General features: G+C 67.6%; 25 protein-coding genes and 1 tRNA gene. 8 read left to right on the top strand and 18 right to left on the bottom strand.

Annotation, left to right across the window (positions count from 1 at the left end):
* Window positions 1–59: 59 nt before the first annotated feature.
* The 3 genes from DL990_RS04755 to DL990_RS04745 all read right to left on the bottom strand — a co-directional run bounded on the left by DL990_RS04755 (window position 60) and on the right by DL990_RS04745 (window position 3,541).
* On the bottom strand, window positions 60–1,235 hold the full coding sequence (locus DL990_RS04755; protein WP_125798011.1) for a diguanylate cyclase: 1,176 nt from the start codon (window positions 1,233–1,235) through the stop codon (window positions 60–62).
* Between the two features lie 254 nt (window positions 1,236–1,489).
* The gene (locus tag DL990_RS04750) at window positions 1,490–2,752 is read right to left on the bottom strand and encodes an MFS transporter (RefSeq protein ID WP_125780645.1); all 1,263 of its coding nucleotides are present in this window, start codon (window positions 2,750–2,752) and stop codon (window positions 1,490–1,492) included.
* Window positions 2,753–2,824: 72 nt separating this feature from the next.
* Window positions 2,825–3,541: a hypothetical protein gene (locus DL990_RS04745; RefSeq protein WP_125798010.1), complete on the bottom strand. Its 717-nt coding sequence runs from the start codon at window positions 3,539–3,541 to the stop codon at window positions 2,825–2,827.
* Between the two features lie 76 nt (window positions 3,542–3,617).
* Between DL990_RS04745 and DL990_RS04740 the strand changes: the two genes are divergently transcribed.
* Window positions 3,618–4,466 carry a LysR family transcriptional regulator gene (locus DL990_RS04740; protein ID WP_233620395.1) on the top strand — a complete coding sequence of 283 codons (849 nt, stop codon included), beginning with the start codon at window positions 3,618–3,620 and terminating at the stop codon, window positions 4,464–4,466.
* Here the strand turns inward: DL990_RS04740 and DL990_RS04735 are convergent.
* Together DL990_RS04735 and DL990_RS04730 are read right to left on the bottom strand one after the other, a co-directional pair.
* Entirely contained in the window at window positions 4,454–5,110 is a 657-nt protein-coding gene (locus tag DL990_RS04735) for a hypothetical protein (protein ID WP_370451244.1), read from the bottom strand. The two genes, DL990_RS04740 and DL990_RS04735, sit on opposite strands and share 13 nt — an antisense overlap.
* Window positions 5,111–5,224: 114 nt before the next feature.
* Window positions 5,225–6,049, bottom strand: a complete 825-nt coding sequence (locus tag DL990_RS04730) for an SDR family oxidoreductase (protein ID WP_125780637.1) — start codon at window positions 6,047–6,049, stop codon at window positions 5,225–5,227.
* A 146-nt stretch (window positions 6,050–6,195) separates the two neighbouring features.
* Between DL990_RS04730 and DL990_RS04725 the strand changes: the two genes are divergently transcribed.
* Together DL990_RS04725 and DL990_RS04720 are read left to right on the top strand one after the other, a co-directional pair.
* Window positions 6,196–6,954 carry a serine protease gene (locus tag DL990_RS04725; RefSeq protein ID WP_125780635.1) on the top strand — a complete coding sequence of 253 codons (759 nt, stop codon included), beginning with the start codon at window positions 6,196–6,198 and terminating at the stop codon, window positions 6,952–6,954.
* 7 nt (window positions 6,955–6,961) lie between these two features.
* Window positions 6,962–7,180, top strand: a complete 219-nt coding sequence (locus tag DL990_RS04720; protein WP_061980312.1) for an RNA-binding S4 domain-containing protein — start codon at window positions 6,962–6,964, stop codon at window positions 7,178–7,180.
* Window positions 7,181–7,356: 176 nt separating this feature from the next.
* Here the strand turns inward: DL990_RS04720 and DL990_RS04715 are convergent, their stop codons facing one another.
* The 11 genes from DL990_RS04715 to DL990_RS04660 form a co-directional block, all read right to left on the bottom strand.
* Complete coding sequence (locus tag DL990_RS04715) at window positions 7,357–7,794, bottom strand: hypothetical protein (protein ID WP_125798007.1); 438 nt, start codon at window positions 7,792–7,794, stop codon at window positions 7,357–7,359.
* Between the two features lie 332 nt (window positions 7,795–8,126).
* Window positions 8,127–8,675, bottom strand: coding sequence for a hypothetical protein (locus tag DL990_RS04705; RefSeq protein ID WP_233620394.1), 549 nt, complete (start codon window positions 8,673–8,675; stop codon window positions 8,127–8,129).
* A gap of 17 nt (window positions 8,676–8,692) precedes the next feature.
* Window positions 8,693–9,391, bottom strand: a complete 699-nt coding sequence (locus DL990_RS04700) for a vWA domain-containing protein (RefSeq protein ID WP_125798005.1) — start codon at window positions 9,389–9,391, stop codon at window positions 8,693–8,695.
* On the bottom strand, window positions 9,375–10,340 hold the full coding sequence (locus DL990_RS04695) for a protein kinase (RefSeq protein WP_125798004.1): 966 nt from the start codon (window positions 10,338–10,340) through the stop codon (window positions 9,375–9,377). The genes DL990_RS04700 and DL990_RS04695 overlap by 17 nt, the downstream gene beginning before the upstream one ends.
* Window positions 10,337–11,359, bottom strand: coding sequence for a serine/threonine protein phosphatase (locus DL990_RS04690; RefSeq protein ID WP_233620429.1), 1,023 nt, complete (start codon window positions 11,357–11,359; stop codon window positions 10,337–10,339). The genes DL990_RS04695 and DL990_RS04690 overlap by 4 nt, the downstream gene beginning before the upstream one ends.
* A gap of 16 nt (window positions 11,360–11,375) precedes the next feature.
* Window positions 11,376–12,356, bottom strand: a complete 981-nt coding sequence (locus tag DL990_RS04685; protein WP_233620393.1) for a hypothetical protein — start codon at window positions 12,354–12,356, stop codon at window positions 11,376–11,378.
* Window positions 12,357–12,367: 11 nt separating this feature from the next.
* Window positions 12,368–14,404 carry a hypothetical protein gene (locus DL990_RS04680; protein WP_233620392.1) on the bottom strand — a complete coding sequence of 679 codons (2,037 nt, stop codon included), beginning with the start codon at window positions 14,402–14,404 and terminating at the stop codon, window positions 12,368–12,370.
* A gap of 129 nt (window positions 14,405–14,533) precedes the next feature.
* Window positions 14,534–15,250, bottom strand: a complete 717-nt coding sequence (locus DL990_RS04675; RefSeq protein ID WP_233620391.1) for a hypothetical protein — start codon at window positions 15,248–15,250, stop codon at window positions 14,534–14,536.
* A gap of 518 nt (window positions 15,251–15,768) precedes the next feature.
* Window positions 15,769–16,470, bottom strand: a complete 702-nt coding sequence (locus DL990_RS04670) for a Crp/Fnr family transcriptional regulator (protein ID WP_125798000.1) — start codon at window positions 16,468–16,470, stop codon at window positions 15,769–15,771.
* Window positions 16,467–17,432 (bottom strand): hypothetical protein, encoded by a 966-nt coding sequence (locus DL990_RS04665; protein ID WP_125797999.1) that lies wholly within the window; start codon window positions 17,430–17,432, stop codon window positions 16,467–16,469. The genes DL990_RS04670 and DL990_RS04665 overlap by 4 nt, the downstream gene beginning before the upstream one ends.
* Window positions 17,433–17,637: 205 nt before the next feature.
* Complete coding sequence (locus DL990_RS04660; protein WP_233620390.1) at window positions 17,638–18,582, bottom strand: Ldh family oxidoreductase; 945 nt, start codon at window positions 18,580–18,582, stop codon at window positions 17,638–17,640.
* Window positions 18,583–18,695: 113 nt separating this feature from the next.
* Here DL990_RS04660 and DL990_RS04655 point away from each other — a divergent pair, with 113 nt between their 5' ends.
* From DL990_RS04655 to DL990_RS04645, 3 genes are all read left to right on the top strand, one after another.
* Window positions 18,696–18,983, top strand: a complete 288-nt coding sequence (locus DL990_RS04655) for a DUF2277 domain-containing protein (protein WP_125780632.1) — start codon at window positions 18,696–18,698, stop codon at window positions 18,981–18,983.
* Window positions 18,984–19,011: 28 nt separating this feature from the next.
* Window positions 19,012–19,374 (top strand): DUF4190 domain-containing protein, encoded by a 363-nt coding sequence (locus DL990_RS04650; protein ID WP_125780630.1) that lies wholly within the window; start codon window positions 19,012–19,014, stop codon window positions 19,372–19,374.
* A gap of 44 nt (window positions 19,375–19,418) precedes the next feature.
* Window positions 19,419–19,507: transfer RNA gene (locus DL990_RS04645), tRNA-Ser, on the top strand.
* A gap of 49 nt (window positions 19,508–19,556) precedes the next feature.
* Here the strand turns inward: DL990_RS04645 and DL990_RS04640 are convergent.
* Window positions 19,557–21,329: an RICIN domain-containing protein gene (locus DL990_RS04640; protein WP_125797997.1), complete on the bottom strand. Its 1,773-nt coding sequence runs from the start codon at window positions 21,327–21,329 to the stop codon at window positions 19,557–19,559.
* Window positions 21,330–21,593: 264 nt separating this feature from the next.
* Here DL990_RS04640 and DL990_RS04635 point away from each other — a divergent pair, with 264 nt between their 5' ends.
* Both DL990_RS04635 and DL990_RS04630 read left to right on the top strand, forming a co-directional pair.
* On the top strand, window positions 21,594–22,001 hold the full coding sequence (locus tag DL990_RS04635; protein ID WP_125797996.1) for a YciI family protein: 408 nt from the start codon (window positions 21,594–21,596) through the stop codon (window positions 21,999–22,001).
* An 8-nt stretch (window positions 22,002–22,009) separates the two neighbouring features.
* Window positions 22,010–23,152 (top strand): RNA polymerase sigma factor, encoded by a 1,143-nt coding sequence (locus DL990_RS04630; protein ID WP_125797995.1) that lies wholly within the window; start codon window positions 22,010–22,012, stop codon window positions 23,150–23,152.
* Here the strand turns inward: DL990_RS04630 and DL990_RS04625 are convergent.
* Complete coding sequence (locus DL990_RS04625) at window positions 23,142–23,645, bottom strand: MarR family winged helix-turn-helix transcriptional regulator (protein ID WP_199746220.1); 504 nt, start codon at window positions 23,643–23,645, stop codon at window positions 23,142–23,144. The two genes, DL990_RS04630 and DL990_RS04625, sit on opposite strands and share 11 nt — an antisense overlap.
* Between the last annotated feature and the right edge of the window lie 221 nt (window positions 23,646–23,866).

The following is a 23,866-nucleotide window of genomic DNA, read 5'->3' as shown; positions in this document are numbered from 1 at the left end:
GTGAGTTACGCCTCCAATCACGTGAGTTACGCCCTCAATCACGCGAGTTCGGCGTTGCGTCAGGCGGCGGCGAGCGAGACGACGCGGTTCCGGCCGCTGTTCTTCGCCTGATAGAGCGCGGAGTCGGCGACGTGCAGCAGCCGCTCCAGCACGGTCCCGCCCGCCGGGTAGACCGCGACGCCGATCGACACCGAAAGGCCCCGCACGACCCGCGGCCCCGAAGCGGTCGCGACCTCGACCTCGATCGCCATCACCGCCTGCCGGACCCGCTCGGCCACAGGGATCACCTCGGTCTCCGTCGCGCCAGGAAGCAGTACGACGAACTCTTCGCCGCCGAAGCGCCCGACGGAGTCGTAGTCGCGCACGTGCTCGGAGATCGTCTCCGCGACGACCTTGAGCACGACATCGCCCGCGAGGTGCCCGTAGACGTCGTTGACCTGCTTGAAGTGGTCGAGGTCGAGCATCAGCACCCCGAGCTTGCTCTTCGCCCTTGCCGCCGACGAAAGCTCCCGTTCGCTGAGCACATGCCACGCGTGCGCGTTCAGCACGCCGGTCTTGCCGTCGATGTTCGCCGCGATCTCCAGTTGCCGCACCAGCACACTGCGGTGCAGCACCAGCACGGGCAGCAGGATGAACGGGACGAGCGCGGGCGCGTGCACGATGCCCAGCGCGGTCGAGGTCCCGAGCACCAGGGTGGTGACCTCCAGCAGGTTGTCGTCGCCCGAGCCGAACAGCGAACGCGGCGACCGGCCCCCGGTGTGCAGATACACCGAAAGCGCCACGACGAACGCGTTGGCCACGGTGAACACGGCCGCCGCCTCGACGATCTTCAGCGAACCGGCGAACCCGACGGGCAGACCGTTCCAGCCGGAGACGATGGCGCCCGAAGCCAGGCAGGACAGCACGATCGCCGCCGCGCAGTACACGACGCGGTAGGCGGGGCGGTGGCTCATCCCCCGCCAAACCCGGAGCCAAAGGTGCAGGTAGATGAGCAGGCCGAGGGCGAGCGCGAGCCCGGACGGCAGGACGAGCACCCCCGCGAACGTCCACACCGAAGTCATGTTGATATGCGGCCGGTCACAAAGCGTGCGCCGCAACCGTTCCACCGAACGCGAAAGCTCGGCCTGCAGGAAAGCAAGGCCGAGCAGTGATCCAAATCGGACGAATTCCGTAGTCTCGTAGTTCGATCGGAGCAGGGCGACTACGGCGACTGCCGCCGCAAGTCCTTCCACCACAAGAAAAACCGCCGGCACCCCCCGCGGTCCGGACCATAAGTCCCAGTTTCGGACCCAGGTTCTCAGACGCGTACCGGCCCCTTCTCCGACGAGTTCCGCATCCCCCATAATCATCGTCACCGGTCCCCCTTCCGTACGCGATTCAATGTATCCGAGGTAGTACTGAGGGTGGCTCGAGTCAATTCCGGAACACACAGATGGAGCAGTGGGAGGGAGGACCATCATGAACGGTCGCGAGGACTGATCCCACCGATTCAGCCGGTTCGGCTCCCTGCCGGGAGCCATACATCGGGCCCGGTGGCGATGGTGCGTTTCCACGCCATCGCCATCGGGCCCGCCGAGGCGACGGCGACCGTCGCGGCCACCCCGACGGCCACGAACGGACCGGTCAACTGGGCGAGACCGCCCGCGAGCATGATCCCGATTCCTTGTACGGTCACCAAACTCGTCGAGGTCAGGCCCATCACCTGCGCCCGGACACCGTCCGGCACCGCACGCGCCATCAGCGCCACGGCCTGCAGGTGGTACGGCGCCGCGAACGCGCCGCTGAGCCCGATCAACGCGAGACAGACCGGCAGTGACGGATGAAAGAAGACAAAGACCAAGGGAACGACGGATGCGATGGCGAGAATGCCGACCATTCGCGTTTTCCGTCGCGCCGGAACCCATTTCGTGAAGATCCACGATCCTATTACCGAACCCACCGGATCCGCCGCGAGAATAAGACCGACCGCGAAATTCCCCGCCCCGAGCCCGACGGCGAGCGGCGCCGCGAGCCCTTCCGGCGCGATGGCGAATCCGGCGAGCATCTTCAGCCCGAAGAGCACCCGGATTCCCTTGCCCTGCCACAGTTCTCTGACGCCTTCACCACTGAAAGCCCGCGCTACCCGGCTTTTCACCGAAGATTCCGTGGCGGCGGGCCCCCGGCGACGGACCCCTGTGGACACGAGCAGCGCCGAGACCACAAAGGTCGCCGCGTCGATCACCAGTCCCCAGTGGGGCGTCACGAGCCCGATCACCAGTCCGCCACCGCCGAATCCGGCCAGCTGTGCCGTTTGGATGGTGATCGTGCGGACCGCGAGCCCGGCGACGTACCGCTCGCCTTCGAGGACGTCCGGGAGCAACGCGAGCTGTGCCGCCCGGAACGGGCCACCCGCCATCGTCAGGATCACCAGCAGCCCGGCCAGCACCGGCAACGGCGTCCCCGGGACCGCCATCAGCGCCGCGATCGCGGCCCGCAGCAGGTCGCAGACGATCATCACCGTCCGCCGCGAATACCGGTCGGCCAGTCCGGCGAACAGGGTGCCGCCGATCAGCGTCGGCAGGTACGTCAGCCCGTAGGTGAGCCCGGTCAGCCCCGCCGACGCCGTTCTTTCCCACACCAGTACCGACAACGCGACCCTGGCCAGCTGGTCACCGGCCTGCGAAAACGCCTCGGCCGCCCACAACGCACGGAACTCGCCGACCGCGAAAGCGGCCTTGAACGGTGTGCTCCGAGTGGAATCCCCCTTTTCCATGAGCCCCTCCCCTTGGCTCACGGTAGTCGATCACTTTCGCTGTGTCAGCGGCCATCCGGCGCACGACCGCCGTCAGCGTCCACTATGGACAGACTGATTCGCGTGCTCCACGGCGGCACTGGCGAAGGCGTGAACGAGCGGATGGGGACGGGTGCCGTCGCCGGCGAGTTCCGGTTGGAACAGGGTCGCCAGGAAGAACGGGTGCTCCGGCAGTTCCGCGATCCGCGCGTCGCCCTCGCCGTCGAATCCACTGAAGACGAGCCCGTTCGCCGCCAAGGTGTCCCGATGCCGGGCGTCGAGGCCGTACGAACAGTGGTACCGCTCAACGGAACGATCCGCGCCGAGGATCCGCGCGGCCAGCGTTCCGGGCGTGACGTGGACGGCGCTCTCGTGCCCGACGAGCGAACACGCCAGCGGGACGATCAACCGCTCGGCCGACTCCGGCGCGTTCTCCCCGTGCCCGATTCCGCCGAGGCCGCAGACGTTCCGTGCGAATTCCAGCAGCGCGTGCTGGAAACCGGCGCAGGTGCCGAGGAACGGGATGCCGTTCTCGCGAGCGGCGCGCACGGTGTCCACCGCGCCGGCTTCGGATCGATAGGGACTGCCGGGCACCAGCCAGACGGCGTCGAAACCGGTGACGTCGCCGACGGCGTCGGTCGGGATCCAGTAGGCGTCGAGTTCGAGGCCGTCACGTTCGGCGAGACGGTCGAAGAGCATCGGGATCCGGACGTGGGAGCGGACGCCGTCCGAACGGTCGCCGACCAGGGCGACCCGCGCTGTCTGTGTCATGCGGCCATCCTGACCCGGGGGCCGAGTTCAGCGCCAACGATGATCCTTGCTGAAGTCATAAGCGATACTGATGACCATGGAGACCCATCTGCTCCGCACCTTCGTGGCGGTGGCCCGCGGCGGCTCGTTCTCCCGGGCCGCACGCGAACTCGGTTACACGCAGTCCGCGATCTCCCAGCACATCGCCACGCTCGAACACGACCTCGGCACCACGTTGCTGACCCGGCGGCCCGTCACCCCGACGCGGGCCGGGGAACGTCTGCTCGAACACGCCGGCCCGCTGCTGACCCGGCTCGACGCCGCCCGCGCGGACCTCGCCCGGCTCACCGCGGCCGCGACCGGCCGGGTCGTGCTCGGACTGACGCCGCTTTCACTCACCGCCGAAGTCGCCGCCGCCGCACAGCGCGGCACCGAATTGCGCGTGCTGCGCCGTGAAGACGTCCTGATGGAGGTCGCGACGGGCTCGCTCGACCTCGGTCTCATCGACGGTATGACCGCGCCGAGTGATCCGCTCCCGCTGCCGGACTTCGGCCCGCTCACCACCACCGTCGTCGGCGAACGCCCGCTCGCGGTCGCGGTGCCCGCCGGCCATCCGCTGACCGGACGGACCGCCAGGCTGGCCGAACTCGCCGGCGCGCACTGGATCGACGCGCCGGACACCGCGATTCCCTTGGAACGGTTGAGAAAGTCCGCTTCGACCGACGGATTCCGCGGTCGGCTGCGGTACACCGGGACCGACGTCCACGGCCTGCTTCGCCTGGTCTCGGCCGGTCAAGGGCTGGCGCTGCTCCCTGCCGACGTCATCACCGGCGTGGGCGTGCTTTCCCTGTCCTCGCCGCGCGTGGTCCACCGCACCGAACTCGTGCACGGCGACCCCGGCGAGGGCTCCGCGCTGGCCGCCGCGCTGACGGGTCAGCGGCCGTAACTCATCATTCCCTGCGCCATCTGCATCGCCAGCGAACTCGCCACGGCGGGGTCCATCATGCTCCGGAGGTCCTCCGCGGCCTTGTCGCGCGCTCCGAGGTCCGAACGCGGCTGCTCCGGCGGCTTGGTCTCGGCGGGCGGCAGGGCCACGACGCGTTCCCTGACGGGCTTCTTCTTCGTCGCGGGCGCCTGCTGCTTCACGGTGACCGGGACGTAGACGGTCACCGGGGCCGCCTGCGGCGCGGGCTGCGCGACGGGCGGCTGCTGGGTCACCACGGCGGGCAGCGGCGACCCTGGCAAGGCGGTGTCCTCCACCGGCTCGAGGGTGAACGTGCCGGCGAACCAGCCGATCGCGAGCAGCGCCACCCCCGCTCCGCCTGCCAGCCAGGACCGGGCGCGACGGTGGATGACGACGGCCTTGGGCCGGAGATCCTTGTCCACGACCGGTTCGCAGACCGGGGGCCGCAACGGCATCGGCTTGGGCTCCGGCTCGTTTTCGGGGCTGCGCCGCCTCTTCGGCAGGCTCGCCGCGATGATCCCCGTCCGGTCCAGTAGTTCGACGGTCTCGACAGGCGCGGAGAAAGCGTCGGTCGACGGACGGCGCTGGGCGGCGCGCGGCATGGGGACCTCCGGAAGGGGAATCACGAACTTGAGCATTGTGGTGCATTTCCGACGCCGCCGTAAGTAACGCACCCCGATCGAGTTATGCCGAGCCGTCCGGACCACAGAGGGTTACTCCGTTCAGTGGCTTCCCCTTTCTCAGAGATTCCGCATTCCCCAGCGCCCGAGCAGGGCGAGTGGCCGCTGGTAAAAAGAGCCGAGCACGCGGGGAATCGCGTCGATGGCATACGCGTCCGGACCGATCAGGATGCGCGCCGTCCCCCGTTCGATACCACGCACGATGGTCTGCGCGGCCTTCTCCGGCGTGGTCCTCGCGATCTTTTCGAACCCCTCGGCGGCTTTGTCGATGTCCCGCTCGACGCCGCCCCGCGCGTCGCGGGCGATATTCGTCTTGATGCCGCCGGGATGCACGCAGCTGACCTTGACCGGATGACGGGCGATCAGCATTTCCTGGCGCAGCGCCTCGGTGAACCCCCGCACCGCGAATTTCGCCGCGTTGTACGCACTCTGCGTGGGCACGCCGATGAAGCCGAACACACTCGAAAGGTTGACGATGTGCCCGTCACCCGAAGCGATCACCTGGGGCAGAAAGGCTTTCGTGCCGTTGACCACGCCGCCGAGATTGATCCCCATCAGCCAGTCGTAGTCGTCCCAGGTCATTTCCTCGACCGTGGCGCCGAGTGCGACCCCGGCGTTGTTCACCACGACGTTGGCGCCCCCGAAATCGACGGCGACCTCCTCGGCGTGCGCGAGGACGGCGTCACGGTCGGCGACGTCGAGCGCGTACGCCTTCGCGGTCGCGCCGGCCGTCTCGCACTCCGCGACGGTGCCCGCCGCGCGGACGGCGTCGACGTCGGAAAGCGCCAGCCTGGCACCCCGCCCCGCCAGCTCGATCGCGAGTGCCTTGCCGATTCCCGAGCCCGCGCCCGTGATCACCACGACCTTGTCCGTGAACGACCTCATACCCGCTCCCAACCCGCTCGACTGTTACCGGAGGTAACACATACTACGACTGTGAGCTTGCTGTGCGTTGATCGATTCGGGCTGTGTTCGTGCCCCACTTATGGTGATCTGTGACCGGACAGCCGTGGAAGAGCGAAAGGAACGCGATGCGCCGCGCCCTGTTGCTCGTGCTCTGTGTCGTTCTGTCCGGTTGCTCCGCCGCTTCGGATCCTGCCGCGACCGACGCCGGCGACACCGCCGCGACGGTGGCCGCCACTCCCGCGCCGCGGACCAACCCGGCGATCGGCGCGCTCTTCATCGACGGGACGCATTTCTGCACGGCCAGCGTCGTCCACAGTGCCCCCGGCGACCTCCTGCTCACGGCGGCGCATTGCCTTCACGACGGCGAAGGCGGCGAGTACGCGACGGGGATCTCGTTCGCGCCCGGCTATCACGACGGCGTCGCGCCGTACGGCTTCTGGGACGTCTCCGATCCGCAGGTCCCCGAAGGTTGGGCCGATTCGTCCGATCCGGACCTGGATGTCGGCTTCGCGACCGCGCATCAGGCCGGGACCACAAAGACCCTCGAAAGTGTCACCGGCGCCAACGCCCTCGTGACCGGCGGCGGATTCGCCCACTCGATCACCTTGACCGGGTATCCCGACGAACGGGAGGCGCCGGTCGTCTGCCACGGCACCAGCAGCCAGGCCGACACCTACCAGATGCGTGTCGGCTGCCCCGGCTTCACGACCGGCACCAGCGGCGGCCCCTGGGTGGTCGACCCCGACCCGGCGACCGAACTAGGCACCGTCGTCGGCGTGATCGGCGGCTACCTGTACGGCGGGGACGATCCGGACACGTCCTACAGCAGCTACTTCGACACCGACGTCGCCACCCTGTACCGGAAAATGGACGCACGGGGATGATCTCCCCATGAGCATCCACGACGTCCCGATCACCGGCGAGCCGATCCGCCTCGGCCAGTTCCTCAAACTGGCCAACCTGGCCGAAGACGGTTCGCACGCCAAAGACCTCCTCGACGCCGAAGAGGTCACGGTCAACGGCGAGGTGGAAGTCCGGCGCGGCCGTCAGCTGACGAACGGCGACGTCGTGGAGGTCGGCGGCGAAGGCGGCCGCGTCGTCCTGTCCTGAGCGCCGTCCTGTTCGCGGTCTTCGCGCCCAGGTGCATTGACCTGCGGAAAAGGAGCGGGGGACCTTTGGTGTCGCGGGAGGGCCATCGCCGACTGTGTGGATTTCGGTGCGTTGGATGACCCGAAATCCACACGGTCACCGGGAGGGGGCCGCGAACACGACCTACAGGACAGCGCCTAAGCCGGCGACGTCGCGCTGTCCGACAGGACCTCCTCGCCTCGGACCACCACCAGCCGGTTCGGCTTGATCTCGTAGGTGTACGCCCCTCTCCGGGCTGTGTACCCGTCCACGGTCCGCTGGGCCGGGATCTGCAGGTGGTGTTCGTCCGTCACCGGTTTGCCCTTGCCCTGCCCGTCGTAGAAGAGGCGACCGTCGGCCGTTTCACAGACGGTGACGAGGTGCCTGTCCGTCTGCAAGCGGACCTTGAGGACGCCCTCTCCTCCTGGCAGGAATCGGGCGACCTCGGCCGGGCAAGGGCTCCCTTCCTGAGCCCGGAGACCGTTCGACGCTGAGCTGCCATCTCCGGAACGCGACTTCCCGCCTCCACCGATGGCGACCACGATGAGGGGTACGACACAGCAGAGCACCGTGAGTGACGCCAGGCCGAGCGCCACGAAGGTCGAGACTCCGCTTTTCGGCCGGTACGGCCTTGGCGAAGGAGGCCGATACGGCGGACCGGCAGGCGGCGACGGGATATGCGGACGTGGCGGAGGAGGAGGAGGAGGAGGTGGCGGGGCGGTGGCGTATCCCGTCGGCGGCTCGGCACGGCGGGGCTCCTGTGCCGCTGCCGACGTCTGCGGCCGCCTCGGTCGTCGACTCCGCACTATCGTCACCTCGGACGACGTCGTGCTCCCGGCCTCCCGTTCGCACCGTCTACACGTCCGGGAGGCACCGTCGTTGATGGTGTCGCAACCGTCGCAGGACCACTTCACGACTGTTCCTTCCCTCAATCCGGCGGGCCGGGGAAACCGCCGTGTCCCAAGGGGCGGTACCCGATCCAATCCGGCGTCCCCGGGATACGGGAGAAGTCGAGCTGTGGAAGCACGGCCTTCTCCGCCCGGTCCCGGCGGGTCGTGAGAGCTCCACCGTCCGGCGGTGAGACCCGGTGGTCCCAGATCGTCCGGAGCGCGTCGGACAGCACCTCGTTGACCACTGGCCGCGACTCCTTCCGCACCGGTTTCCGACCGGTGTTCGACCCGGCACCGGGCACGGCTCGACGGCCGCCTCCCGGTGGTGCGGGCGGATCGGGCGTGATGGAGTTCGTCAATACGACCAGGTCGTCCCAAATCGAGGCCGGGAAGTGCAGGACGACCTCCCCTGACGGCTCACCGTCCACCGCCGCCCAGCGGAACGTCAATTTCGCCCGGACCTCGTCCGCGGCGGTCGTGACGTGGCCGAGCCGGGCTTCCGAGCAGTTCGTGAGCGGGATGTCCAGCCGGACACCCGCCGCGTCGACGGTCACCCGCTCACGGTTCCAGCCCACCGTCACACCCACGCCGTGCAGGATCGCCATCACAGGCTGTTCGCGATGGTGTTGATGATCTCGCCCATTTCCCATTCCTCAAGGCCCTCACCCGCGTTGGACGGGAAGAACAAGGTGTTGTTCCAGTCGTCCGCGATCTCCGGCCATGGCGAGATCTCCGGCGCGAACAGGAGCAGCCGCTTCGCCGAGTTGTCCATGACGGAACGCTGGCTCCGGGCGTGCCCCCACTGCTCGAACAGTTCGTCGATCGAATCCGGGACCGACGTCGGGTAGGTGGCGGCCGCCCGTTGCCGAGGCGATCCCAGTGGATGTGCCGGGGCGTCGGTGAACAGCACGACCACATGCCGCCGTCGGTCGAGGCCGCGTTCCCACGGGGCCTGCACGGCGAGGGCGAGCGCTTCGAGGCCGGATTCCGGGATGTCGCCGCCGCCGTCGGCCTCCAGGCCGTGCACGAACTTGTCGAACTCCACCGAACGCTCGGGCAGCATGAGGAAGTCCGTCTGTTCGAGAGCGTCTTCGGCACAGTCTCCGAAGTCACGGAAGGCGATGACCTTCAGCCTCAGCTGGCTGATGGCCTTGCCCTTCGCCCGCATCTCGGCGAGCAACCTCTCGTGGAAGGACAGGGCACTCGCCTTCACGTCATCGAGGACGTGCGCCATGCTGGCGGTGGAATCGATGCACAACACGATGTCGACCGCGTACTTCAGGGCCTCATGTGGCCGGCTCATGGGGATTGCCCTCTCTCTGACGATTCGCGGACAGGTTGATCCGCAGTCGGGACCGTTTGGTGTCCACCAGGGACTTGTCGTCCAGCGCGAGCAGCACGGCAGCCGCCGTCGGCCGGGCACGGGGATCGGCCTCGAGCAACGCCTGGATCAAGGCCGTAGCCAGGTCGCTCAACTTGCTGTCGAGCCGGATGTCCGCTCCGGCGTTGACCGCTTCCGCGACGGACCCGTGTGCACCGGCGAATCCGGGTGGTGCTCCGGTGAGATATCCGTGCAACATCAGGCCGAAGGCGAACATGTCCGCGGCCGTGGTCAACTGGTCCGGCCGGATCGACGGGTCGTTCTTCAAGTAGCGCACCAGTTCCGGGGAGGCATACCCCGCGTCTCCGCCGATCGTGTCGCGGTCCGGTGGCGAACCCGAAAGGTAGGCGTCGTCGAAGTCGATGAGCTTCGCGGTGTAGAGGTCGCTACGCGGCGGCCGGTGCAGGAGCACATTGTCCGGTTTGAGATCACCGTGCACGATCTTCTGGCGATGCAACAAGGCCAGGCTGTCACCGAGCGTTCCGAGCAGTACGACCTTCTGCTGACTCGAGAGTGCTTCCGGCGGCGGCATCGGCACCGGTGTCATCCGAGCCGTCACCTTGTAGTACTTGGTACCCACACAGAAGAAGTCGAGTGCCGTGACCAGATTGCCGGCATAGGGGTCGGTCGGGTCGAGGTTGTTGATCACCGCCCAGTGCCTGCGCTCGAACTCCTCGCACTGCTCAAGCCGGAGCCGTTTGGACTCTTCGCCGCCCATCGAGTTGCGGCCAGGACGTTTCGGATCGAGGAACTCCTTGATGAAGTACTCGTGCCCGCCACGTTCCACGAAGGCCCAGAGGCACTTTCCGGCTCCGTCGTTGGTCGGCTTGGTGACCACCCGATAGCCGTTCAGGCTGTCGCCTTGCTTCATCGATCTTCCTCCTTGAACGGCATCCGGCGTTCGTAACCGGACCGGTAGTGCTCCCAGGAACCTTTGCGAGCAGCGACGAAACCCTCGCGGTCCGCCCTCTCCTCCGCCGCCCGCAACGGCTCCCAGAACTCGGTCCTCACCAGGCCGAGCCGCGCGGCGTAGTGGCCGCGAAGGTCTTCGAAGTCTCGGAAACCCAAGGCCAGCAAGGAAAGCGATGCGTCATCACCCGTGTACGAGCAGACCGTCTCGACAAGATTGCCCGCCCAATGGTCGAGGTCCACCGCGCTGCTCAACGACTTCAAGAGGAAGTACTCGAAGTCGGCCGGGCCCCGTACGTATCCGAAAAAGCCGTCTGTCGCACAGAGCAGCACACAGGGCGTCGGCGCGTCACCGAGCGCGGAGTTGACCACGAACCGCCTGTCGGCGGAAACCAGGTTCGTCATCGGCGGGTCTTCGATGAGCAGGGTCAGCGCGTCGGCCGAATCGGCGTCGTCGAGCGACAGCTGCTGCAGCCCGGACTCCTCAAGGAGGTAACAACGCGAGTCGCCTGCCCAGAAGACCTGCCAGCGGACCGCGTCGTCACCGACCTCGTAGCGAATCGACGCGAGGGTCGTCGGCAAGGTCCGCCGCATGCTGCCACCCAGCTTGCTGGGATTCCCGATGGCCATCTGACCGAGCCGGAGATCGAGCAAGCTCTTGAGACCGAAGGGGCCGGGGTCGGCGTTGTCCTCCGCGACACGCACGTACCACTCCTCCGTCGCCGCTCGGGCCGTCCGGGACCCGACCCAGGCGCCCGTCCGTTCGCGACCGTCCGGCGTCGATCCCGCCCCCGCCGAACCCGCTCCACCCGCGCCATCGAAAACCGCGATGAGACCCTCGGCCGCGGGCTTTCGATGAATCAACAGAGGTTCCGCGTCCTCACCCGCACCCGCTTTCCGTTCGGTCCAGACACCCAGTGCCTGGATTCCCCGTTCCTGCCAACGCCAGTACGCGGCACCCGGACTCGTGGACGCGACCATCTCCACGTTCGCCCCCTCAAGCGTCCGGATCGGTTCGGCCCGGCGCTTGCCCCAGGCCACGAACCCGGTTCACCGGCTCGTCGGCTTCCAGCCGATCGGACCGCGAACGCGTCTGCTCCTCGGCTGCCGGGTCGGACGCGGGCGCGAGAGAACCGGTCAGCCGCGACTTGCGTTTTTTCGGGCGATCCTCGGTCGGCTCACCGAGCAGCCTGGCCGTCAGCTTCTTCCGTTCCTCGCGGAAAGCGAACGGCTCCGCACCTTCGCTGGGCTCAAGCGCCTTCATCGTCCTCAGCATCAGTTCCGCTTCATCAGCTCTCGCGGTCGCTTCGAATTCCAGCAACTGCGACGGGTCCCCACCGCGTTTGGCGAGCCACTGGGCGTACATCTCATCGCGGCCGCCGCGAACGACATCGGCCATCGGCTCGCGTCGCATCCGATCCATCCTGATCGCGCGGCTCGTGTCGTGGAACTCCGCGCTGCTCTGCTCGACAGCGCCACCGGCGTGCAGCTCGACGAGATAGCCGCCCAGGTAGACGGCGGAGTCTCCGGTGAACTTCTCCAGATGCGCGTTGATCGCGGCCTCGGCTTGATTGAACTCCGAGATGTCGTATTCGCGTGCGGCCTGGCGCATCAGCCTCGCCATCTGAAGCCGGAGAGATCCGGTCATGTCCCGCACTCGGCGCTTCGCGATCTCCGTGGGGTTGTGCACCCGGCAGGTGAAGCTGACGGTCGCGGTGAACTGGAACGAGGGATCCGCACTGGGAACCCGCTCTTCCAAGCTGAGCGCGTAGTTCCCGAGGTCGATGAGGTACGACCGGTGGTACTTGCCGAGCCGGGCTTCGGGGACCCGATCGCCGGCGGCGATCACCAGGGGCGGCCCTTCTTCCGGCTCCAGCACGAGACTGGTTCCGAGCCGTGGTGCGGCGATGGGAGTGAAGACCCTGAGCCGGGGAAGCTCTCGAAGCTCGAGAATCGGGTCGTAGGTCACGGTGGGCATGAAGGCTCCGTTCAAACGGGTACAGCTAGCTCGCGCAGGATTTCGAAGGCGGCGGCGGAGGGATTCCCCTCGGAATCGGCCCACAGTTCGAGGTGGTACTCGAGACGCTCACAGTCCAGGTCGCTGAGCCCGGCGACAGTGAGAATCTGGGTCCGGACCGCCTGGAAGACGCTCGGATCACGATCCGCCATCCTCAGCCACTCGTGCAACGCGTCCAACGCCAAGGGCCTGACCTGAGCGTTCGCCAGAGCCCGCGCCCAGAGCTCGGCGAGTTCCTTCGGCGCGTTCACCGCGTTCGAGAGCAACGTCGGCAACCCCGGGCGCCGGACCGGCACCACCGTCGTCTCCGTCTCGGCCCGGCTGACCGGATTCCTGGCGGCGAAGGTGAACGCCACCAGTCCCTTCTCCACCAGCGCGCTCTCGTCCTGCCGAGCGGTCCAGGCGAGCAGCGCCCGGAGAACCTCGGTGAAGGAACCACCGTCGAGAAGGTGCAGGATCCCCACGGCGATGACCTCCAGGGAATCCCAGTCGTCGTCCTCGGCCAGGCACCGCAGGACGCCCAGCGCCCTGCTCGGGTCGTCCAAACCCCACGGACTGCCTGCCACCAGCCCCGCGGTCGCGGCCATGCGCCGTTCGTAGACGTTCTCCGGTGCTTCGGCCCAATCCCGCAACAAGGCCCAGACGCTGTCGGTGTGCTCCGACAGCGCGCCGACGACGCTCAAGGCGAGCGCGATGCTCTGCCTGAGCGGACCAATCTTGCTCCGCGCCCACGGCCTGAGATAGCGGTGCATCGCATGCTGGAGATCGCCTGACGCGATGATCCCGACAGCCGTTCCGGCCCTGGCTCGCACTTCGACGTCCGGGTGTCCGCACAGGCTCTTCAACCAAGCCTGGAGAACCGGCCGGTACATGTCGTACTCGTACCAGATGTGCGTGAGTACCACCGGCTGCAAGCGCTGGTTGCGAAACCTCACCAGCTCCACGGCTCCCGGCTCATCGCCGACGTCGAGCTCGATCCAGGGGTGGTCCTTCCGCAGGGTGCCCCGGAAATGCATCGATTCCTCGCCGGGAGCGTCGGGAAGTCTGGTGAAGAGTTGCGCAGCGGCGTCGGAAAGCGTGAGGTAGCTGCTTCCCTCGAGTACCGCGACCGCGAACACGAACGCCAGCTGATCGTGCCTCTTGTGTTCGGAGAACCACTCCCGGACCAGTTCGCCGGGCCGGTCGAGCCTCGCGACCGCGTCACGCAGATCGCCACCGTCGCTGACGACCCTGACGACTTCGGCGGCGAACTCCACGGCGAACCGCGGCCTCGGCCGGGCCTCCAGCAAAGGCCTCACCCCCGCCTCGGTCAGTTGCCGTTTGATCGTTTCCCGATCGAACAGACCTGTCCGGCACAAACGTTCCGTGACCACGTCGAAGGCATACGGCGCCGCGAGGTTCTCGACCACGAAGTCCGTACGCCAGGTGGCCTTGGCCAGCTCGTCGCTGAGTGGTTCCGTGAGCACAACCAAGTAGGCACCCGCCGCCGCCAGACCTTGGGAAACCGCGTCGAACCAGGTTTCGCTGAGGAGCCTCAACGAGGCGTCCTCCCGCGGGACCAGGTACCCGGCCGCGTCGTGCGGTGGCTCCCAGGTCCGGTCGCCCAGCACCTCCAGGGCGTCCAGCTTGTACAAGACCGGTTCGTCGACCCCGAGTACCCGCCGCAGGAGTTCCAACGCCGCCGTGCGCTGGCCGAGCCCCTCGGCGGTGGCGAGGGTGACCACGTGCTTTCTGCCGAGCACCCTTATCGCCCTGCTGAACCCTGCCGGTTCGACGAACGCCGCCGTGTACTCGGCGATCTCGGCGGCGTCGATCGCGACGAGGGTCGCGTTGGTCCGCCGCTTGCGGTTCTCACCGCCACCACCGATGGCGAAGTCACGACCCGCGTGCACTTCGGAGGCGAAGTAGTTGATCGTCGTCGCGCCGGGACCGCGGGTCCGCTCGATCCACTCGTTGATGATCGCCTGTGAACGGTCGCTGTCCTCCCAATCCGGGCCCTCGTCTTTCAAGGCCCGGAGCGCGTCCTCCTTGGTTCGCGGAATTCCGGAGTCTTTCTCGTCCTCCGTAGCCTCGCCGTACCCACCGGTGTCAGGCGGCCGATTTTCGCCGCTCTCTGTCGTTTCCATGGTTCTCGCAGGTCAGTCGTTGTTGATGACGAAGTCGCGATGAGCGGTGACCGGGCCGGCGAAGAGCGTGTTGGCGGTCATGCCCGCGGTCTTGGCTCCACCGGGGCCACTTGCCTTCTTCTCCGCAGCCGGGCTCTCCGGGGGGCGGGTGAAACCGGGAACCCGGATCCATGCGGGTTTGCCGATTCGCTCGACCGTGATCTCCCGGTACTGCGCCGCGCCGGTCTCGTCGGGATGATGGCGGATGAGGTCGTGGAAGAGCCGGTCCGAAGCGATGACCACGCATTGGGCCCGCTGGATCTCCTTGAAACGACTCTTCAGCTCTTCTGCGTCGAGCAGGCGGAACGCCGAATTGAGCGCGTCGCCACCGTAGCCGTGCCGATCACGGTGGACCTCACCGACGTGCAGGGCGATCCTGAGCCGCAGCCAGTCCGAGAGCGCGTTGGACCGGTTGTGTTCCTCCAGCGAACTGACGAGTTGCCCGAGGAACGTCCCGGCAAGGTGGATCTTGGGCACCGTCGAGTCGACGAGGATCATGACGCCGTCTCCTCGATCCTCCCTGACCTGGTGACGCTCGCTCACCCCTGCCTTGCCGAAAGCCTCGTCGAGGATCTCGTAGAGCGCCTTTCTGACTTCCATCTGAGCCGGGTCGGGCAGTTTGGTCGATCCCTCCACGTCGACGAGCACCATGGATCGGTACTCGGTGACCGGCGGCCCCGACTGGTTCATGAAGACCAACTTTTGACTCCACTCGCACTATTCGCCAGCAACTGGCGGCAAGTTTCAAAGGCCGGGGCCCTCGATACAAGGACAGAATCAGGACAACAGGGTGCCACCCCAGCGGGAAGTGACAAAAAGTGGACAAATATCTGCCACCGGAACCCGGGGCGGCCGGCCCCCCTCGAGCCGGCCGCCCGGCCCCCTCAGCCGAACAGAACGCTCACCAGCACAAGCAACAGATGCGGTTCCATCGAGCGTCACCTCCCTCCGTTTTCGCCGACCAAGGCAGGCCGGGCGGTCAACCGAGAGAAACCCCGATGAGCAGTCCGACGAATAGCGAAAACGCACACAACTTGAGCACCACATTCGCACCGCACATGACCTTCACCGATTCACCTCTCGGAAGAGTCGGGGATCCCATTGTTCGACGAGCCGCGAGCCTCGTCGAACAATGGGATCAACTCGATGAGAAGAATTTATGCCGGTCAGCGACCGCGTTCCACATCAGATGATGCGGAACGGAGAATTCATGAATCCAGCCGGATGAGCGAACGCAGCCGTCCGGTTTCGACGATCATCCGGCCCCTGCCGGTGTGAAGCGCGCCGGCGTCGCGGAGATCCTCCAGTATCCGAGTCACCGAGGGCAGGGACGCGGGCACCATGTCGGCGAGTTGCTGCTGCGTGAGGGTGATCGGCACACGCGACCGGCTGTCTCCGGGATGAGCGTCCTCGGCGATCGAGAGCAGACAGAGAATGGTGCGTTTGCGGACATCGAGCCGGTACTGCTGCCGCTGGTCGTCGCTGTCCCTCAGCCGGGCGACGGCCGTCCGGAGCACGCTCCAGGTGACTTGGGGCCGTGCATGACACAGCTCCACGAACCGGGCGGCCGGGAGCACGAGGAACACCGAGGCGGACAACGTCCGCACCGTCGCCGAGGCCGGCGATCGGTCGACGGCCGACATCTCACCGATCAGCTGTCCGGGCCTTCGCCTGGCCAGGATGGTGCGGATACCGTCCGCGTCCTGCCGGAAGATCTCCGCCGAGCCGGTGCACAGGAGATGGACGGTGGACGACGGCCGTCCTTGTCTGCAGATCTCGACCCCGCGCGAAACCGATATGGATGTCCCGGCGGTGTTCATCGCTCGCCTGTCGTCCATCGACAAGGTGTCCCAGAAGGCGCCCGGTTCGCTCTCGGGTACCGGGTCCCGCCATGTCCGGCCATCGCTCACGACATGGTCCATTGGACGCCGTAGCCGAACCCGGGCAACAGGTCGCGGAACACGACATGGAGCTCGCCCGCCTTGTCGGGCACCAGGACGTCGCCCGCCGGGGCCTCGTCGTCGAGGTCGCGATGGAAAACCTCTTCGACTCGCCAGATCCGCCCGGGTGGATCGACGAGTCCGAAGCGAACCCGGAGGTCGAAGAGATGGCACCGCCTTGGCGACGTGTACACGTAGTGCTCGCGCATCGCCTGCCCTTCGGGAACCCGATATCGCATCGCGTACTCGTGGCGTTCTCCCGCTCGGAGTGGCTTCGGCAGGGTGAGAACGAACTCGAAACGGCTGCCGACCGGGCGCCTTCGACGAAGGAGCGTCCCGCCGTAAAGGACCTCCGCCGCCAGGTCCCGGTCCCTTTCCTTCGCGGCGGGCACCGTCGGCAGGCTGAGTGCGACGACTATCTGGTCGAGGTCGTCGCGCTCGGCGACGATCGTGCGCCTCTCCAGCGCCTCCGGCGCACCACGATCCAGTATCAGGACCGCGCTGAACTGCTCGACATGGAAGTCGCTCTGATCGTTCTCCGGCCGCGGAGACGGCGCGCTGAGACAGCGGGCCGCAACCTCCGCGAGTTGGGCGATGCCGTCGTCCATCCGGCGACGGACGGTTCGCTCGTCTCGTCCGATCCGCTGGGCGAGCCACGAAATCCGCCCGGTCAGGAACTGGTGTCTCGCCGCGGGATGGAGCGCGACCGCCGCCGAGGCGGCCACTCGCAGGTCAGCGGGCAAGAAGGCCGCCACGTCACCGAGGTGTCGCAGGAGCTTCTCTCTGACCTCTGGCACCTGGTCGTCCGCCTGGATGTAGCAAAGCTCGCGCAGGGTGGGGCCTATCCGCTGAGTGATCTCAGCGGAGAAGATCCCCCGCCCTTTGCGCAGAGCTCGCAATTCATCAAGCAGGCCGGTGTAGTCGGCCGCCATACTTCCCCCTCTGGCACCGTCTTCTCGAACCAGCAATCAAACCAGAGAAGACACACCGAGAGGGACCGCATAATCACCGTCAGTTCGAATATCGTCGACAAGCGCGCGACAGAATCACCCGGTCAGCCCAACAGGTGACGGAATCGCGAATTGTTCGTGATTCCCCTCCCTCGGCGGCACGGCATTCACGAGGACGGATCAGGGGTCAGCGGCCGCCGAAGCCCGGCAGCCTGAGTGCCCTCGCGAGTTCTTCGAGCTCGCGGTGCACCGGCTCGTTCAGCGGGACGCCCAGCGCCTGGCACTGTTCGAGGTACTGCGCCTCACGCCAGCCCGGATACCGGACCGGGGCGCCGCCCTCCCAGCCGAGCAGGCTGCCGAACAACGCGCTCGCGGCCTTGTAGAACCCGTCGGCGCTGCGCAGCGTCGTCGGCGCGATGGCCATCACCATGAGGCCGGTGTCGTGATCGTGGTCGCCGACGCCCGAAAGCACCCCGGCGAAGATCTCCACCAGCAGGGCGAAGCCGGCGACGGCGGCACTATCGACGTCCGCGAGGGTGTCCAGATCCAGCACGAACTCCGGATACGCGCCCGCGGGGGCGGCCATCCCGAGCGGGTTCGCGGCCTTCCCGAGCTCACCGCCCGCCGCCATGACGAGCCCGATCATGGTGTGCGGCAACGCCCTCGCGGCATGGTGCCCGGCGCGGCCGAACGGCCCGACGCCGCGGACCGACATGAGCCCGACGCCGTACCGGCCCGCCCGGGACACCGCGCGGTCCATCGCGTCGCCGACGGCCCACAGCCCCGGCGCGCGGCGGTAATCGATCAGGGCGGCGGCGCCGCGGTCGGCGATCATCAGCGGTTCGGCCCTCGGCCGCACCATGCCGTCGACCAGCATCGGCAGATGCAGCCGGGTCAGTTCGGCGACACCGGATTCCGGCGTTCCGGTGAGGTCGCCGTGGCACACCGCCTCGGCGGCCATCCTCGCCCGTGACCACGGCAGATCGTGGGCGGTGAAGATCTCGGTGACCAGGTCGATCAGGGCGTCGATCGGGACGCGCTGCCAGACCTGTTCCGGTATCGGGGAAGGCTCGGCCGGTTCGGGGATCGGCTCGACGGGCGCGCGGCGAAGAGAGCGGGGTCTGAGGGGCACTCCGCCGAGAGTGCCCAAACGCGTTTTTCGGCGTCAACGAACCGGGGCAGCTTCTAACCGACTGTGTGATCGAAGCACCCGGAAACGTCGGTGGGCGGACGTACGATCGAGTCATGTGCCGGAACATCACCACGCTTCGAGGCCTCGAGCCGGCGGCGACGCCGGACGAGATCGAGGCCGCCGCCCGCCAATACGTCCGCAAGGTGTCCGGGGTGCAGAGCCTGTCTGACGCCACCCGTGAGCCGTTCGAGGCCGCCGTCGCCGAGATCACCGAGATCACCAGGCGGCTGCTGACCGAACTGCCCGCCCGCCGTCAGCCGCCGGCGACGGTGCCGCCGTTGCGCCGTCCCGAGGTCCAGGCGCGGATCGCGGCGAAGGCCGAGAAGAGTCAAGCGTCCTGAACCGATCTCCGGCGGTTACGGTGAGCCGGTGACATATCCGCAGGATCCCTACGGTCAGCAGCAGCCGTACGGTCAACAACCTCCGTACGGGCAGCCGTACCAGCAGCCGGGCTACGGCTACGGCCCGCCGCAACCGCCGCAGGAACAGGGTCTGGCGATCGCGGCGCTGGTCGTGTCGATCGCCAGCCTCGTCGCGTGCAGCGGGCTGCCGTCGATCGCGGGCGTCATCATGGGGCATATCGCGCATTCCAAGGCCAAACGCGGGGAAGCGGGCGGCCAGGGCATGGCGCTGGCGGCGATCATCATCGGCTACATCGGCGTCGCGATCATCGTGCTCCTCCTGGCGTTCTTCCTCTTCATCGGGATACTGACGGACTGGGACTTCGACTAGATCCGAAGCATCCCGGCAAAGCACCGTCGGATATCCTCGACAGCGGTAGCGTGTCCGAGCGGCCGAAGGAACATGTCTTGAAAACATGCGAGGGCTCTGTCCTCCGTGGGTTCGAATCCCACCGCTACCGCCAGTCTTGAAACCAAGCTCCCCAGGTCCGCAGACCTGGGGAGCTTCGCGTTTCACGCGGGCACGAGAGCCCAGACGGTCTCGTCGCTGCGACCGCCCACGAAGGGCCGCTGCTCAAGGATCGAAGCCTGCCGCACCGCCAGCCGGCTCGCCCGGTTCACCAGCCCGTAGCGCATGTCGGCGCTACGCAGCAGCTTCCACTGCTGATTGGTCGACGAGCCGCAGTGCGTCTGTTCGAGGAGCGCGCCGTCCGCGGTACTGCCCGAGACCGGCCGCAGGCACAGGCCGCTCCGCTCGTTCGAGATCCTCCAGTACCCGCCGCCCACGTCGGTGAGCTTCCACTTCTGGCCGTTGTCGTTCTGCCTGGCCACGTGGGTGATCTTCGCGCCGGAAGACGACGAGCCGTCGACCACTGCGGCACTGTTGCCGTTGGTCGCGACAGTGAGGTAGTACTTCGTGCTCGCCTTCGGGCCGGGGTCGGCGACGGGGTTCAGGGTCCACTGTTGATTGGCCGCCCCGGTGTAGGGCTGCTGGACGAGCGAGGCCGGATACGCGCCGCCCTCGGTGATCGCGTAACCCGTCAGATAGTTGAAGATCGCCACCTTGCCGTTGCCGAGCGGCTGGAACGCCCACCGCATGCCGTTCTGGCCGTTGCAGTTGTACTGGAGGATGTGCGTGCCGGGCGCCGTCCCGCTCTGGGCGCTGTCGGCGCACAGCTGGCTGTTGGCGTTCACGAGTTGCAGACCGGTGTTGTAGCCCAGGATCCACTTCTGGCTCTGGGAATCCGTGCGAGCCCGGTGACTGAGTTCGACGAGGCCGCCGGTCGACGAACCCACGACGTCGATGGCGTTGCCACTGGCGCCGGTGATGACGTACGTCTTCCCGCCGCGTGCGTGGCCGTCGTCGTTGTCCGGGGTGTCCTTCTTGATCAGGAAGGCGCTGTTGGCGACGTTCCAATGGGTGGCGAGCCAGCTGCCCGGCGTGGGATTCGTGCTGAAGTAGTCGTCGTTGCCGCAGTCCAGCAGCCGATCGAAATCGCGCTCCGTGCAGTCGAAGGACTGGGTGTCGCCGTAACACATCAGGTCCCATTCCTGGGAGCAGTGCCCGCCGCCCTGGTAGTGCGGGGCGCCGGGCAGGACGGCGCCGAGCATGTGGCCGAGTTCGTGGGCGGCGGCGTTCACGCCCCAGCAGGGGACGGCGATCTCCGTGTAGTGCCTGCCGTTGTTGAAGGCGTTGGCGGGACCGGGCTGGTCGTCGCTGTCGCCCCACGTGCCGGCACAGGTGTGGGGGTTGTCGGAGAACAGCATGTAGTCGCGGTCGGCGTGGTGGAAACCGGCGTTGATGGCGGCGTCGCGGATCGCACCCGAGGTGTACGTGCCGTTGGGCACCACGAGGTTGCCGACGGCGACCTGGCAACCCGCGCCCGCCGTCGTCACGTACCGGAGATGCCTGCTGGCGCCCGTGGCCGCGGCACTGTCGTTGAACGAGTCGTCGATCCCGGACGCGTAGGCGCGCAGGGAGGGCACGACGGTCGCGTACCGGTCGGGCTGGCCGGCTTCACGGACGTAGACCAGCTCGACGCGTTTGCCGGAGACGCCGTCACCCTCGCAGATCACCGGATTGGCGGCGATCTGCGCCTGAGCGACGGAAGCGGCAAGCGGGGCCACCGGGGTCGCGCCGGGCGGCAGCGGCCGGCTGTGGTCCTTGACGGCGGGTGCCGCCGGGATGTCGGAGGCCACGGCCCCCGCGGTCTCACCCACGAACAGGCCGCAGATGAGACCGGCGGTCACCAGCAGGCCGGCGGATCGCCGTTTTGCCTTGGACAAGGGGTTCTTCCTTTCGCGAAGGGAAAACTGCCGCGATAAAGAAGGCTAGAGATCGGATGTATGGACCACCAGACGCCATTGAGGGCCGGTTTTCCGCGATTAATCCGTTCTGAGGTCCGATGAAATCGGTCGCCTCCGCTATGTTCCCGGTCATCGGGCAGCATTACTGTTCCCGACGATGTCGAGAACCCGCACCCGGCTCCGTCCCTGGCGATGAAAGCGGCCGAACCCCGGCCGCGTCACCCTCATCGAGGAGAACAAGTCATGGCGAAGTACCTGCTGCTCAAGCACTACCGCGGCGCTCCGGCGGCGGTCAACGACGTGCCGATGGCCCACTGGGCGCCGGACGAGATCACCGCGCACATCGAGTACATGAGGGAGTTCGCACTCCGGCTCCAAGAGACCGGCGAGTTCGTCGGGGAACAGGCCCTGGCCCCCGAAGGCACCTTCGTCCGGTACGACGGCGAAGGCAAGCCGCCGGTCACCGACGGCCCCTTCGCCGAGACCAAGGACCTCATCGCGGGTTGGATGATGATCGACGTCGACAGCTACGAGCGCGCGCTCGAACTGGCGGGCGAGCTGTCGGCCGCTCCCGGCGCGGGCGGGAAGCCGATCCACGAGTGGCTCGAACTGCGGCCGCTGTGGGGCGAACCCCTCGTCATCACGGAGTGAACACCGAGATGGACGAGGCTCTCCTTCGCGGCCTCACACCGAACGTCCTCGGAATCCTCGTCCGCCGCGGAGCCGACTTCGCGGCGGCCGAGGACGCCGTGCAGGAAGCGCTGATCGAGGCCGTCCGCGTCTGGCCAGGTGACCTCCCGAAGGATCCGAAGGGCTGGCTCGTCACCGTCGCCTGGCGCAAATTCCTCGACATGGCCCGATCGGACGCCGCCCGTCGCCGTCGCGAGGACCTCGTCGAAGAGGAACCGGAGGCCGGGCCCGCCCCCGCGGTGGACGACACGCTGCAGCTCTACTTCCTGTGCGCCCACCCGTCACTGACGCCGTCGTCGGCGGTCGCGCTCACCCTGCGCGCCGTCGGCGGGCTGACCACCCGGCAGATCGCCCAGGCGTACCTGGTGCCCGAAGCGACCATGGCGCAGCGCATCAGCCGGGCCAAACGCACCGTCTCCGAGGTGCGTTTCGACCAGGCGGGTGACGTCGCCACCGTGCTCCGCGTGCTCTACCTGGTGTTCAACGAGGGCTACTCCGGCGACGTCGACCTCGCCGCCGAAGCCATCCGGCTCACCCGGCGGCTCTCGGCCTCGATCGACCATCCCGAGGTGCGCGGGCTGCTCGCCCTCATGCTGCTCCACCACGCCCGGCGCGCCGCCAGGACGACTCCAGGCGGCGACCTGGTGCCGCTCGCCGAACAGGACCGCGGCGAATGGGACACGCGCCTGATCGCCGAGGGCGTCGAAATCCTGCAAGCGGCGCTGGCGCGCGACAGGCTGGGCGAATTCCAGGCACAGGCCGCCATCGCGGCGCTCCACGCCGACGCCCCCACCGCCGAGGAGACCGACTGGGTGCAGATCGTCGAGTGGTACGACGAACTCGCGCGGCTGACCGGCAGCCCGGTCGTCCGGCTCAACCGCGCGGTGGCCGTCGGCGAGGCGGACGGACCGCGCGCGGGCCTGGCGGCGCTGGCGAAACTGGACGGCTCGCTGCCGCGGTACACGGCGGTGGCGGCGTACCTCCACGAGCGCGACGGCGACCTGGCGACGGCGGCGCGGCTGTACAGCGACGCCGCGGGAAAGGCGGCCGACCTGGCCGAGCACGCCCACCTGACGCGTCAGGCCGCGCGGCTCAACGCCCTCAAGAAGTGACCGGCGGCAGCCGCGGGAGACCGTCGATCGCCGACAGGTGCTCCAGCACGCGGCCGAAAGCCCGCCCCAGCACCTGCTGCTCTTCGGGGCTCAGCAGGTCGATCAAATGCTCCCGGACGCCCTCGACGTGCGTCGGCGCGGCACCCGCCAGCAGTTCCGCGCCACGTCCGGTCATCTCCGCGACGACGCCGCGTTTGTCCGCCGGGTCACGGGTGCGGCGGATCAGCCCCTCGGCCTCCAGCCGGACCATCTGGTGCGAAAGCCTGCTCTTGGTCGAGCCGAGCATGCTCGCCAGCTCCGTCATCCGCATCCGGTTGTCGGACTGGAGCGAAAGGCAGACCAGGACCTCGTAGTCGGCGAGCGTGACGTCGTGCCGCTCGGAAAGTTCGCGATGCAGGCGCTGCCGCAGCCGCATGGTGGCGACGATGTACGAGCGCCAAGCGACCATCTCCGACTCGGACAGCCAGCGCACTTCCTTCTGCTCCACCGCCATCCACGCAGCGTAGAGCGTTGATCGCACAAGGCGCATACCCGCCGGTCACTTTTCGGCCGGTGAAAAACCGGACGGGACATTCGCCCGAAGGAGGGTTACGAAAAGGTTGAGACTCGGCGCGAAAAGGCGCATTCTTCTTGTCAGCGGATGGTCGGGCAAGTAACGGGCGATCTCCACGGACGATCGCCGGACTCGCTCCCCAGCCGGGAAGGGTCAAGGTG

Source organism: Amycolatopsis sp. WAC 01416, assembly GCF_003947485.1.
Lineage (GTDB): Bacteria > Actinomycetota > Actinomycetes > Mycobacteriales > Pseudonocardiaceae > Amycolatopsis.
The sequence above is the reverse complement of the archived record's forward strand: the minus strand, read 5'-3'. Positions and strand labels throughout refer to the sequence as shown.